The organism is Actinoplanes sp. M2I2 (genome assembly GCF_023544445.1).
In the GTDB taxonomy this organism is placed as follows: domain Bacteria; phylum Actinomycetota; class Actinomycetes; order Mycobacteriales; family Micromonosporaceae; genus Actinoplanes.
Map to the genome: position 1 here is coordinate 445,317 of NZ_JALPVJ010000004.1, position 13,079 is coordinate 458,395.

Genomic DNA, 13,079 nt, shown 5'->3' on the forward strand with positions numbered 1-13,079 from the left:
TCAAGACAGGACCGACTCGGGGCCGTGGACAGTCCTCACAAGCCTTGTCTGAGAAGTCCGCGGGGCACTTCAGTCTCATCTTGTCCATGCCGCGGTGGCTGCCCCGAAGGCAGCGCGCACATCTAGCCAAGCGCCCAACCTAGGTGGTCGTGGGTGCCGGCCGAGGCTCAATTTCTGGGTCGGAGCTCAGAGACGGATCCACCCCTCAAGCCTGCCTAATGTCCCGTCGGATGGTCAGGGAATTCAGGGCGGACACGTAAGACGTCGGCGATGTGGCTCCGGAGTTCGTTTCAGCCCTGGCCAAGAACTCTGTGCTCGGCGGTTGAGCCACGTTTCACGTGAAACTCGTCGACCTATACGAACCTGACCTCCGTCGCCTCAGTAGAAACAGACTCGGCTACCCCGGGCAGCGGTCTCACAGACCTTCTGCCATGCCGCAAGCGATGGATGGCAACGCGGTCTGACCTGACATAGCGGCAGGGGAGTGTCCGCTGCCGCTCAACGGAGGTGGTGGGCCCCTGCATTAGGCTGCCATAGCCATCGTGAGATTTGACCTTCATTGCGAGTGCATGCAACCGGACCTCTCGGCCTCAACCCTGTTTCCAGCGTCCCCGCCCGCCTCCCTCCGTCCCGAGCTCCCATCCGGTGGGTGTTCTAGCCAGGTGCCAATCGAGTCGCTTGCGTTGTGGTTTCACGTGAAACTTTGCGTCGGCTGTTCGTCAGCCTTCTCATGCACCCGCATCGCACGCTGTGTCGAATTACGACGGCGAGTGGGTACGGCGCAACTTGCGGGACGGGGTTTGGCGCCGGGCAAAGATGAAGGCAGCAAGGTGGGCAGCTCCCGGCACACCACCGACACCGCCACGACGTCGCCCCATTTACGGCTAAGGCCTGGGTCACGGCCACAACCACGCAACGGCGACGGCGGCGGGGATGGGGATGGGGATGGCAACGGCAACGCCGTCAGAGTTTGGGCATTGCTGCGGCCACCGCCACGGACACTGCCCGAGTTTCGGCCAGGGCCACAGCGCGAGTTTCGGCCAGGACCATGCCATGCCACTCAATGGCACGCCATGCCACGCCACGCCACGCCATGCCGCAGTTCGATTTTGGGCTACCGCCATCAGCCACGGCCACGGCCACGCTTCCGGTCAGCGGAGTACGACCTCTGGTCCTTGAAGTCGCCTGATATAGCCGGCCTCGGCTCCGCCCTGCCTGGTCGGAGGAACCGTCGCTGCCGGATCGGCCCTTGAGCGAGGCCACCACAGTCGCCAATCCAGATATACCTCCTACGCGACGTTGGCGCCGTGACCTCGGCAGCATCTACGTTTCACGTGGAACTAGCGACCACGGGCGCATCGGATACTTGCCGGGCGAGAGCTCCGGCCGTCGTGGCCTTATCTGTGCCATCGCCACGTGGAGCGCCGGCATGGTGAGGAGCCGGAACTTAGCCCACAGCGAGACCGAACAGATCAGCTCAACACCATGCTGATACGACGAACGGCTCGGGGGCATGGGTGTCGTAGCGAACGGCCAAGGTGAGAAAACGGCACCGACGTGATGTTTCACGTGAAACGAGCACGTTAGGGCCAGCGCACCAACCATGAGTTAAGAACTGCGCGGCTAGCGAAGAACTGGCCGTCACCCAAGCAGCTTCTAGCGCTTGCCACGACCCTCCGGCGCGCACACCGGTCTCTGGGTCTGCAGAAGGCAATCGACAGAACGCTGAGCTGACCGAGGCCACTCCGGAGAGACGCTCAGCGCCCCGCCACCACGGACTCAGCTTCGGGCCAGCGCGTCCGACGAAGCTCGTAAACTCAGCGCGTTCCAGTGTTGCGCTTCCATACAGCGCGTCCGCCCAAGAACCCGGGTTCAGCACGGGGCCTAGTGATCCGAGCCGCTGTCTGAACCTGCCGTGGCCCATGATGTCTCGACCAACTCCGCATCGCCAACAACAGGCGCACTAGAAAACGTAGGACGGGTTGCCTTGAATCAGCCTTGAGCGAATCTCGATGCGGTTAACGCAGGACAGGAAGCACGCACCCGGGGGTGGGATACGCACCTGGCATGGGGTGGACGTCCGCCCCGAGAAGCTCCACTGGTTCGCCTGACGTCCAAGTCAACGCAGCCATGGCGTCACCTGCCGCAGCCTACCGAAGGCCGCAGACGGGTTTCCGCAGTCTTCGCTGAGCATGGAGGCGTCTCAGATCAAGCGAATGGTGGCACGACTTCGCCAGCTTCGAGGCGGCATGTCTTCTTGAACCCGCATTCCGTTGAGACAGTCCGGCCGCGATGCCCTGCAACGACTGACCGAACTGCCCTGGGCCGGTGTGAAGAAGATGCGCAAGGCAGCAGGGAGACAAGAGCACGGACAAAGATCGCCGTGCCACACGAGGATGAGCAGTCAGTGGTGGCCGATCAAAGAGCCGTACGCCCGCAGCCTCACCGCCCGCGAGCGATGAGCGCAACGCGGGCCGCCCGACTCATCCGACACAGGCCCGCACCTTCGACCGGCGACGGGCCACGGGCGGCAGGCGACGGGCGACGGGCGACGGGCGACGATGCCTCAGGAGAGGGAGAGGAGGCTTAGGAGTAACGAAAGTATCAGGCTGGCCGCAGACCATCAGTCAGTCTTGACGAGTAGTGGCACACGACAGCCAAGCGCCTCGGACCTACCCAGACTGGACCCACGTGTCGCTCGTCGACAGGTCCGCCTCAGCAAGACTGACAATGAAGCGAGCCGGCATGAGACCGAGTTCGTAGGCTTGACGCGCGCGAGCAAGGTCCGACTGCACGGTCAGTTGAAGCACGAGGCCGAACGGCACCGAGCAATCTCGTGGTTCTGTGGCCGTGAACGCGCAGCTTCAACACATGCTCGAACGAACCCACAGCCTTGAAAAGATGACGCTGCCCATCGGAGCCCGAGTACGTTGACGTGTTCGACTGAGAGACGGGCCGCGCCTATAGAAGTGGCGCACAACTCTACCCTCTACGTAGGTACATCGGGATGATGACTTGCCAGCCGACTTGGGCGCTATCAGTACGGTCCCAGTTTGAAGGCCACGGCACCCTTGCTCAGTACCTAACAACGTGACGAAATCTCACCGTCTGACCTTGATGGCACCGGGGACGTGCCGCCGTCACACCGCACTGCTTAAACCGGCCAAAACGGGCATCGGCGTTGCCTTTGAGGCGAGGCGGGACTCGTTCCGAAACCTCAGGAGAATGGCTCTGACAGAACCGGATTCTTCGCAAGAAGACAGCCTGGGCCTGAAGAATCGTGAAGAAAGTCCATAAGAGAACAGCGAGAGCGGACGGAATCACCAAGGACGTCGGAAACGGCAGAAGCAATCCGTCTGATGGCCAATCGCAACCATGCACAGACGTGGCGTGCCATTCCGGAATCGCCACCGAAAGAAAGGTGGGGCGCGTGAAGCTCACGCACCCCGATTCCCAGACGAACGTTGCTGGCTACTCGTCGCCGCCGCCGCTGCCTTCCTCGTCGACGCCGATCATGCCCACTATCCGCTCGAGGTCATCGACGGTGGCGAACTCGATCGTGATCTTGCCCTTGTTGCGGCCGATGTCGACCTTCACGCGGGTGTCGAAGCGGTCCGACAGTCGGTCGGCCAAGTCGTTCAGTGCCGGCGCGTGGACCTTCGCGCGGCGGGTGGGAGCCGCCTTCTTGGCCGGGCCGTCCGCGATGGCCAGCGAGACCAGCTCTTCGGTGGCGCGGACGGAAAGGCCCTCGGCCACGATGCGCAACGCCAGCTTCTCCTGGGCGTCGCCGTCGTCCAGGCCCAGAAGCGCGCGGGCGTGGCCGGCCGACAGCACACCGGCGGCCACCCGTCGTTGCACCGGGGCCGGCAGGTTGAGGAGCCGGATCGTGTTGGAGATCTGCGGCCGACTGCGGCCGATGCGCTTGGCCAGTTCCTCGTGGGTCGCCCCGAACTCCTCGAGCAGCTGCTGATACGCGGCCGCCTCTTCCAGAGGGTTCAGGTTGGCGCGATGGATGTTCTCGAGGAGAGCGTCGCGCAGCATCGCATCGTCGCGCGTGTCACGGACGATCGCCGGGATCGTCTCGCGGCCGACGGCCTGGGCGGCACGCCAGCGTCGCTCACCCATGACCAACTCATAGCGGCCGTCGCCGATCTCGCGAACGACGATCGGCTGGAGGAAGCCGACTTCCAGGATCGAGGTCTTGAGCTCGTCGAGGGCTTCTTCATCGAACACGTGACGCGGTTGCTTCGCGTTGGGCTCGATGGCGGTGACGGAGATTTCCGCGAACCGAGCGCCCGGAACAGGCGCGAGGCCGTCAGCATCCACGGCTTCAGGCTCGGCCACAACGTCGGTCGGCGCGGCCTCGGCTTCCACCGACGGCGTCTCCCCGGACGGGGAGGTCTCCGAGGTCGAAGAGGTTTCCGCGGGCGACGGCGATGGCGTGGTGGACGGCGCCGGCGTGGTGGGTGCCGACGAAGGTGCCGGCGACGATGGTGTCGGCGCGGGCGGTGCCGACACCGCAGCGGCAGGCACCTCGGCCGCGGCCGGCGCCGTTGGGATCAAGGCACCCAGGCCCCGGCCCAATCCGCCCCGACGATTCTTCATGCCGTGCCTCCCGTGTTGACCCCACGCATCGCGATCTCCAGGGCGGCCTCGAAGTAGCTGGTCGCGCCCCGTGATCCCGGATCGTAGGTCATCACGGACTGCCCATAGCTAGGAGCCTCCGAAACCCGTACGTTTCGGGGGATGACGGCGTTGAGCACCTTCGTCCCGAAGTGGTTCCGCACATCTTGCTCGACCGCGTCGGCCAGCCGCGTGCGACGGTCGTACATGGTCAGCAGAATCGTCGAAACGTCCAGCGTCGGGTTCAGGTGCTGACGTACCAGGTTGATGTTGTTGATCAGTTGGTTCAGCCCTTCCAGCGCGTAGTACTCGCACTGGATGGGGATGAGCACTTCCTGCGCGGCGCAGAGCGCGTTGACCGTCAGCAGGCCGAGGGACGGCGGGCAGTCGATGAAGACGTAGTCGAACTGCTCGGGGTGCGCGGCGATGGCCCGAGCCAGACGGGACTCGCGGGCGACCACCGACACCAGCTCGATCTCCGCGCCGGCGAGGTCGATCGTCGCCGGAACGCACCAGAGATTGGGGATGCCTTCGACCGCCTGCGCCACCTCGGCCAGCGGCACGTTGTCGATCAGGCAGTCATACACGTCGGGCACACCCGCGTGGTGCGGCACATTGAGCCCGGTGGAGGCATTGCCTTGTGGATCGAGGTCGACGACCAGCACGCGGTTGCCGTGCAGCGCCAGGGCCACTGCCAGGTTCACGGTCGTGGTGGTCTTGCCGACGCCACCCTTCTGATTCGCGACGCAGAGCACCCTCGGGTGGTCCGGACGCGGCATGGTGATTTCGCCGCTCGGGTTGAGGATCTGCACAGCTCGCAACGCTTCCATGGCTAGCGGTGGATCGTCTTCATCCCGCACCGGCGTTTCACGTGAAACGTGTTCGTCCGCGCTGACCGGAACCTCGGCAGTGGAGGCCGGGCTTCCCGATACGGGTGGAGCGGACGCCGGAGCGGCTGAGACGGGCACGGATGTCGAAGCCGCGGCCGGAGGTCCCGACCGTGGCGAGGGAGCGGGACGCCGCAGCTCTTTCTCCTCAGGCTGCGACGCCGGCGAACCGTAGATCTGACCGCCCGTCGGGTAGTTGTTGCCTACGCGCGGGGAGGGCACAGCCTGCTCGCCGGTGTTGAATGCGCCACCAGGACCGCCTACGCCTGCCCCCGACGCACGATCACGATCGAGAGATGACTCGGTTTCACGTGAAACACCGTACTCATGCACCGTTTTATCCCTGTTGGTGAGGAACGGGTCGGTCGGCGACACGTGCGTTCCGGTGACACTAGACCGGTCCACACTATCGACGCTCGGCCAGCCTACGGTGGTCGGGCGGGCGTCGCCATGGCCGACCACCCGATGATGCGGACGCATCGCAGACAGTCCGTCCTTCGCGTTCGCTACGGGGACGTCCACACCGTCGACATGGGGAGAAACGGTTCCCAACCCGTCACCGTATGCGGTCGCGGACGGGTAGAAATCTCGAGAATCGGTCAGGTCGTCCACCGTTCGAGACTCGTCAGCGGTTTCGGTACGCCGTTCCACCGGTGACCGCAGACCGGCCGTCCCGGTGAGGTCGGCAGCAGCCTCCAACTCGCGCACAGCGCGACTGCTCCCGGTCACTTCCTCCGGATCACCTGATCGTGAGCTCACTGATCCGACAACGGCATCATCACCGTTACCTGCATCCGACCAATGGCCCGTGGAACCGGTCAGAGACGCGGCCGCTGAGCTTGCAGGAGCCGCAACCGTAGAGCTAGCCGGAGCCGCAACCGTTGGGCTAGCCGGACATTCAGCCGCTGAGCTAGCCGAAGACGCAACCGTAGGGCTAGTCGGAGACGCAGCGGCAGGGCTGGCCAGAGATGCAATCGCTGGGCTGGTCAACGATGCAACCGCAGGGCTGGCCAGAGATGCGACCGCTGGGCCAGTCGGAGACGCAACCACTGGGACAGTCGACGACGGCGCCGAGTGCTGCGACAAACGAGCGTCCGAAGATGCGCGTACGGAAGCAATTGGCTCGGCAACGCCGTGAGAGAAGGACCCAGGGAACGAGACGGCGGAAGGAGAGGAAGCGAGCGGGGCCGAGGAGAAGGTGATCGTCACCGCCGCCCCACCAGGACGCGACCTCCCCGGCGCGGTCGTCGAACCGGTGTCCCTCTCCCGCTGACGAGGCTCGCCGGCCTGAGTCGGAGGCTCACCGCGAACCGTGGGAGCCGAAAGGCCAGTTCCGGGAGCTTCCGCCGAGGTCTGGTCGGGACGCCTTAGTTTCGTGTTCCGTTTCCGCGCGCCCCGCCTGGACATCTATCCCCTCCGCGATCGTCCTCGCCCGGAGCCACGACCGCCGGATCGTCCGCCCGCGTCGCGTCCGGAGCCGGCCGCCCGGGTGGGCGGCGTCGGCCTCGATTGCACGACGACGTCGATCACCGTCGTGGGCGGGTCGATCAGACCCTCACCACACAACCGGACGACCGGTGCAGCGCCTCCCAGAGCGGCCACCGCCTTCCGGTGGTCCGCGGCCTCCTCGGCGGCCGTCGCGCCCTTGAGTGCGAGCAACCTGCCGCCGATCTTGGCCAGTGGGAGGCACCAGCCGGCCAGCCGGTCGAGCGGGGCGACCGCCCGCGCTGTGACGACGTCGGCGCCGGCGGGGGGCCCGTCGACGACATCCTCAGCGCGGCCCCGGACGACTGTTACGGTCGCATCGAGACCCAGGGCGGTCACCGCCTCGGACAGGAAAGCGGTGCGTCGTGCCAGCGGCTCGACCAGAGTGATGCGCAGGTCCGGCCTAGCCACTGCCAGCACGATACCGGGCAAACCGGCTCCAGAGCCCACGTCGACCACTGAAGCGCCTATAGGGATGATCTCGGACACCACGGCACAATTCACCAGGTGGCGTTCCCAGATCCGCGGCGCCTCCCGTGGCCCGATCAGTCCTCGCACCACGCCGTCCGTGACGAGCAGCCGGGCATAGTCCACAGCGAGTCCCAGCCGGTCCCCGAAAACCTCCGCGGCCACGGCGGCGATCTCCGCCGGCGGCTCCGCATCGGCGACGAGGTCGGGGGAGGCCGTGGGGCCGACGCCAGGCGCGGAACGCGGCGAAGGATCGTTGGCCGCCGGCGACGGCGCCGGGTCCTGCGACGTTCGGGCACGAGGCGGGTCGGAAAGTGCAGACTGCTCTTGCGCGTCGGCCCGATCCTCGGCCGTGGCCGGCGTCGACTCCTCGTCAACGCCGTCCGACGGGTGGTGGGGGATCACCTTGGACGTCCGGCCCGGGAACGCCAACGGACGGCGTACCCCTCGACCCGGACTTTTACGGCCCGGGAACGACGTCGGCCCGGGCGATTCCTCACCCGGGCCGGCGTCTCCCGCGCCGAAGCGTGGGTCGGTCATGTCAGTCCGCCGCACGCACCACGATGCGCCGGCTGGGCTCGACGCCCTCCGACTCGCTCTGCACGCCGGAGATCGCGTTGACCACGTCGTGCACGCACTTGCGCTCGAAGGCGGACATCGGCTCGAGGCGGACCGGGTCGCCGTGCTCCTTGACCTTCTCGACGGCGTTGCGCGCGACCGCGGCCAGCTCCTTGCGGCGCGACGCGCGGTAGCCGCCGATGTCGAGCAGCAGGCGCGAGGGCGAGCCGGTGGCCCGGAAGATCGCGAGGCGGGTCAGCTCCTGCAGCGCCTCGAGGGTGGCGCCGCGCTGGCCGACGAGCGGCTGCAGCCGACCGCCGACAACCTCGACCATCGGCCGGCCCGCCGACACGAGCTCGTCGATGTCGCCGTCGTAGTCGAGGATGTCCAGCAGTCCCTCGACATAGTCGGCGGCGATCTCGCTCTGGCGGAACAGGTCGCCGTCGGAGGCGACGGTCTCCGACGTCTTGGTCTCTTCGGCCGTCCCGGTGGAGGCTTCCGCCTCGGACGACGCGGAGACCGACGATTCGGGCGTGCTGGTGTCGGTCACGGTCTCATCTCCGTACTCAATCGGGCCGGACCTGCTCGGTCCGCTGTTTCCCGCGGCAACGCCGGCGGTGGCCGGGCCGCGGGGAGGTATCGGCAAGGGGAGCGCCCGGGCGTCCGTTTTCGACGAACACCCGGGCAGCGATCATCCCTTGGGTTTGCTCGCCGGCCGGGCGCCCTTCTTGGGATTCACCGGTTTGGCACCGGGCTTGGGCGCCACGGCCTTGGTCTCGACGACCGGGGCCTGCGGCTCGGGCTGCGGCTTCTTGCCGAACAGGCCACCGCTGCGACCGGGCTGCACCGGGCTCTTCGGCGCGACGCCGCCGGCCGGCTTCTTGACCGGCGGGCCGGACGGGCGGGCCGGGGCCGAGCCGGGCTTCTTGGCCATCGGCGGCGGCGGGAACTTGCGGAGAACCCACTGCTGCTGGCCGAGGGTGAACAGGTTGTTCGTGACCCAGTAGATGATGACGCCGATCGGGAACAGCGCACCGGAGACGAGCAGCGACAGCGGGATGCCGTAGAGCATCAACCGCTGGATCATCTTCTGCTGCGGGTCCTCGGCCCAGCCGGTCTTGAGGATCATCTGACGGCTGGTCAGGTAGGTCGTCCCCATCATGATCAGCACCAGGATGCCGGCGATGATCTTGACCGTGGTGCCGTTGGCCTGGAGAGCCGTGAGCTCCTCGGCGGTGGAGCCGAACTTGCCGGCCAGCGGCGCGGTGAACAGCGACGCGTGCGTGGCGCTTTCGAACTGCTCGACGGTCCAGCCGTACAGCGTCTTGCCCTGGTTGTCGGGGTTCAGCCGCCGGAGCACGTGGAAGAGGCCGAGGAAGACGGGGATCTGCAAGAACATCGGAAGGCAGCCCATGAGCGGGTTCGCCTTCTCCGTCTTGTAGAGCTCCATCATTTCCTTCTGGAGCGTCTCCCGGTCACCCTTGTGCTTCTCCTGCAGTTCCTTGACCTTGGGCTGCAGCGCCTGCATGGCCCGCTGGCTCTTGATCTGCTTGACGAAGACGGGGAACAAGATGACCCGGACGGTCACCACCAGGAAGACGATCGCCAGCACCCAGGACCAGTTCGAACCGAGGAACCGGCCTTCGGGAACCCCGATGAAGTCCCAGAGGGAATGCCAGCGCAGAAGGATCCACGAAATGGCGTAGTAGATCCAGTCGAGACTCAATTCAGGCTCCAGTCACATCGGCAGGACGGTGACGGATCGGGTCAGGTACCGGGTCGTACCCGCCGGGGTGGAAGGGGTGGCAGCGCAGGAGCCGCCAGACCGCCAGACCCGTCCCCTTCACAGCGCCGTGCCGCGCCAGCGCTTCCTGGGCGTACGCGCTGCACGAGGGATAGAACCGACAGCGAGCCGGCAGCACCGGACTCACATAACGACGGTACGCGACCACCATCGCCGTCAGTACACGGGCAAGCAGGCTCATCGTGGCCGCCTCGGTTTACGCGCCGCCACGAGAGCGGCGGACAGGTCGGTGCCGAGAGTCGCGTACGACGCGTCGGCCGCAGCCGGAAGCGCGCGCACGACCAGCGTCGACCCGGCCGGGAGCTCGCCGAGCAGGGGGCGCACCAGGTGCCGCAGACGGCGACGGACCTTGTTACGGACCACCGCGTTGCCGACGGCTTTGGATACGACGAAGCCGGCGCGTGCCGCAGGGGCTTGCGCCGGCTCCTCGAGAAGCAGATGTACGACAACCGTGCCCCGGCCGACGCGACGACCGCCGCGGATCGCCGCGGCAAAGTCGGCGCTACGCCGCAGTCGCTGCGCCGCGGCCAGCACGATTATCTGGGCATTCCGGCCCGACAGCCGTCGGCTCAGGCCGACAGCTTGTCGCGGCCCTTGGTACGGCGCGAGGCCAGGATGGCGCGCCCGGCCCGGGTGCGCATGCGCAGCCGGAAGCCGTGGGTCTTGGCACGCCGGCGGTTGTTCGGCTGGAAGGTGCGCTTGCTCACGTCAGAACTCCGTCTTCGTACAACATCCAGGGGGCATCAAAGCTGCAAGACGCCACTTTAGCAGAGCGCGGCGGAGCAACCGCTCGACCCTACGCAGGGCGGCCACGCCGGTCAACCATAGCCTGCTCCGGCACGCCGACGTCAGGATCGTGCCCACCGGCGGGCACGTCGTTCTACACAGGTAGTGAATCTTTTACTGCGGTCGGGCGCTTGCGGGCCGGTGGCGGAGTTGAAGGTTCGACGAGATCGCTGTTAGCGTGCCCGTTTGCTGGTCAGCGGCAACGCTGTCCGCGTACCACGACAGGTCGGCCAGAACCAGACAAGCAGGTGAATCGTTCGCCACGAGGAGCCTGTTCGAACCGCGCCGTACCAGGCTCCGGAAGTCTGCCGACCATCCGGCCGAGAAGCGTCAGCCGGGCGTGCACAGGTTGTGGATAACCTGTGGATAGCCGGTGGCGCCGAGCGTCTTCAGCACGTTAAATGTGGTGCTGGGTTGGGGGGAGCCGTCGAGCGCCATGCAGGCGCCGACGGGCAAGGCGGTAGCCGGACTGAGGTCCACCGGGGGTCGGTGGCGATGGGGGTGGCGCGGCGGTGGTCGATCAGGTCGACCTGAGCGGTGTGTGGAAGGCGACGCTGGATGAACTGGCCGACGAGATCTCGTCGCGTCAGCAGCGTGCCTACCTGCAGCTGACTCAGCTCCGCGCCATAGTGGAGGACACAGCGCTCCTTGCTGTCCCCGACGCTTTCACCCGCGACGTCATCGAGTCCCGCCTGCGACCCGCGATCACCGAGGCGCTGAGCCGGCGGCTGAGCCGTCCGATACAGGTCGCCGTCACGGTCAAGCCGTCCGAGGACGGCTCGGGCCTGCCCGGCACGGTCTATGGCACCCCGGTCGAGCCGACCGAGGAACTGAGCGAGCCGCAACCGCGTCACTACGCCGAGCCGCCGCGCCAGCCCGAGCCCCAGCCGTACGACGGCTATCCGACCGGGTCGGCGCAGCAAGCGTCGTATCCGCGTGGAGTGCCCGCGGCGCGGGGCGGCCAGGAGGCCCTCTTCGGCGATCCGATGCCTCCGCAACCGGCCCCGTCGAACCGCATGGGCAGCCCGCTCTCGCACGGCGCCGACAAGGTCGACTCCAACGACGCGCCGATGCACCGGATGGCAGCGGACCCGTCGCAGTTGCGCGACAACCAGCGCCGTTCCGACGACCACTCCTCGATGCACGGCGGTCTCAGCGATCATCGCGACGACACCGTGCAACTGCGCGGCGACAACGGTCCGGGACGCTCTCCGCTCGACAACCGCCCGAGCAGCAACCCGCGCGGCGCCAACGACGGCAACCGGCTCAACCCGAAATACATGTTCGAGACGTTCGTCATCGGCTCGTCCAACCGCTTCGCCCACGCGGCTGCCGTCGCCGTGGCCGAATCACCCGCCAAGGCGTACAACCCGCTCTTCATCTATGGCAGCTCGGGTCTGGGCAAAACGCACCTGCTGCACGCGATCGGCCACTACGCCACGACGCTCGGTCACGCCCGCTCGGTGCGCTACGTCTCCACCGAGGAATTCACCAACGATTTCATCAACAGCCTGCGTGACGACAAGACGCAGGCCTTCCAGCGGCGCTATCGCGACGTCGACATCCTGCTGATCGACGACATCCAGTTCCTCGAGAACCGCGAGCGCACGCAGGAAGAGTTCTTCCACACCTTCAATACGCTGCACAACGCCAACAAGCAGATCGTCATCAGCTCCGACCGGTCGCCGCGCCAGCTGGCAACGCTCGAGGACCGGATGCGTACGCGCTTCGAGTGGGGCCTGCTCGCGGACATCCAGCCGCCCGATCTGGAGACGCGTATCGCGATCCTCCAGAAGAAGGCCGCCCAGGAGCGGATGTACGCCCCCGACGACGTGCTCGAGTTCATCGCGTCGCGTGTCTCCAACTCGATCCGTGAGCTCGAGGGCGCCCTCATCCGGGTCACCGCGTTCGCCAGCCTGACCCGATCCCAGGTTCAGCTCTCGCTGGCCGAGGAAGTGCTGCGCGACTTCATGCCCGACGGCGCCGGCCCCGAGATCACCGCGGACCAGATCATGGTCTCGACCGCCGACTACTTCGGTGTCTCCCTCGAAGACCTGCGTGGTCACTCCCGCTCCCGTGTCCTGGTCAACGCCCGTCAGGTCGCCATGTATCTGTGTCGTGAGCTGACCGAGCTCTCCCTCCCGCGCATCGGTCAGGCCTTCGGCGGCCGCGACCACACCACGGTCATGCACGCCGACCGCAAGATCCGTCAGCACATGGCCGAGCGCCGTTCGCTCTACAACCAGATCGCCGAGCTGACCAACCGCATCAAACAAAACACCTGACCCCTTTTCCAGTACGCGGGTGCGTGCGCCTTCCGAAGGCCGGGGCTCCCAGCTCCGAGGCGAGGGTCGGGCACGGCCTCGCGCCGGCGACCGGCGGACCGGCGTCGGGGCTCGTAGTGGAGTCGGCGAGGGACGCGCATCCCGCCACGGCCAGGACACCGCTTCTCCTGCGTCGTCGGGGCG

General features: G+C 66.7%; 10 protein-coding genes. 1 reads left to right on the forward strand and 9 read right to left on the reverse strand.

Annotation, left to right across the window (positions count from 1 at the left end):
• Nucleotides 1–3,471: 3,471 nt before the first annotated feature.
• The 9 genes from HJC40_RS10010 to HJC40_RS10050 all read right to left on the reverse strand — a co-directional run bounded on the left by HJC40_RS10010 (nucleotide 3,472) and on the right by HJC40_RS10050 (nucleotide 11,091).
• A complete protein-coding gene (locus HJC40_RS10010; protein WP_250000569.1) occupies nucleotides 3,472–4,605 on the reverse strand; it encodes a ParB/RepB/Spo0J family partition protein in 1,134 nt (377 codons plus the stop codon).
• On the reverse strand, nucleotides 4,602–5,732 hold the full coding sequence (locus HJC40_RS10015; protein WP_374271524.1) for an AAA family ATPase: 1,131 nt from the start codon (nucleotides 5,730–5,732) through the stop codon (nucleotides 4,602–4,604). The genes HJC40_RS10010 and HJC40_RS10015 overlap by 4 nt, the downstream gene beginning before the upstream one ends.
• 1,185 nt (nucleotides 5,733–6,917) lie before the next feature.
• Nucleotides 6,918–7,637 (reverse strand): 16S rRNA (guanine(527)-N(7))-methyltransferase RsmG, encoded by a 720-nt coding sequence (gene rsmG, locus HJC40_RS10020; RefSeq protein ID WP_250000754.1) that lies wholly within the window; start codon nucleotides 7,635–7,637, stop codon nucleotides 6,918–6,920.
• A 367-nt stretch (nucleotides 7,638–8,004) separates the two neighbouring features.
• Nucleotides 8,005–8,571, reverse strand: coding sequence for a R3H domain-containing nucleic acid-binding protein (locus HJC40_RS10025; protein WP_250000570.1), 567 nt, complete (start codon nucleotides 8,569–8,571; stop codon nucleotides 8,005–8,007).
• Nucleotides 8,572–8,712: 141 nt separating this feature from the next.
• Nucleotides 8,713–9,747 carry a membrane protein insertase YidC gene (gene yidC, locus HJC40_RS10030; protein ID WP_250000571.1) on the reverse strand — a complete coding sequence of 345 codons (1,035 nt, stop codon included), beginning with the start codon at nucleotides 9,745–9,747 and terminating at the stop codon, nucleotides 8,713–8,715.
• A gap of 1 nt (nucleotide 9,748) precedes the next feature.
• A complete protein-coding gene (gene yidD / locus HJC40_RS10035) occupies nucleotides 9,749–10,006 on the reverse strand; it encodes a membrane protein insertion efficiency factor YidD (protein ID WP_215795203.1) in 258 nt (85 codons plus the stop codon).
• Nucleotides 10,003–10,359, reverse strand: coding sequence for a ribonuclease P protein component (rnpA, locus tag HJC40_RS10040; protein ID WP_250000572.1), 357 nt, complete (start codon nucleotides 10,357–10,359; stop codon nucleotides 10,003–10,005). The genes yidD and rnpA overlap by 4 nt, the downstream gene beginning before the upstream one ends.
• Nucleotides 10,360–10,394: 35 nt before the next feature.
• Nucleotides 10,395–10,532 (reverse strand): 50S ribosomal protein L34, encoded by a 138-nt coding sequence (rpmH, locus tag HJC40_RS10045; RefSeq protein ID WP_250000573.1) that lies wholly within the window; start codon nucleotides 10,530–10,532, stop codon nucleotides 10,395–10,397.
• A gap of 409 nt (nucleotides 10,533–10,941) precedes the next feature.
• Nucleotides 10,942–11,091: a hypothetical protein gene (locus HJC40_RS10050; protein ID WP_250000574.1), complete on the reverse strand. Its 150-nt coding sequence runs from the start codon at nucleotides 11,089–11,091 to the stop codon at nucleotides 10,942–10,944.
• Between the two features lie 32 nt (nucleotides 11,092–11,123).
• Between HJC40_RS10050 and dnaA the strand changes: the two genes are divergently transcribed.
• Nucleotides 11,124–12,896, forward strand: a complete 1,773-nt coding sequence (dnaA, locus tag HJC40_RS10055) for a chromosomal replication initiator protein DnaA (RefSeq protein ID WP_250000575.1) — start codon at nucleotides 11,124–11,126, stop codon at nucleotides 12,894–12,896.
• Nucleotides 12,897–13,079 lie beyond the last annotated feature (183 nt).

Excerpts from the sequence above, each read along its gene's own strand:
- HJC40_RS10010 (WP_250000569.1), bottom strand. The coding sequence starts at position 4,605 with ATGAAGAATCGTCGGGGCGGATTGGGCCGGGGCCTGGGTGCCTTGATC.
- yidD (WP_215795203.1), bottom strand. The coding sequence starts at position 10,006 with ATGAGCCTGCTTGCCCGTGTACTGACGGCGATGGTGGTCGCGTACCGT.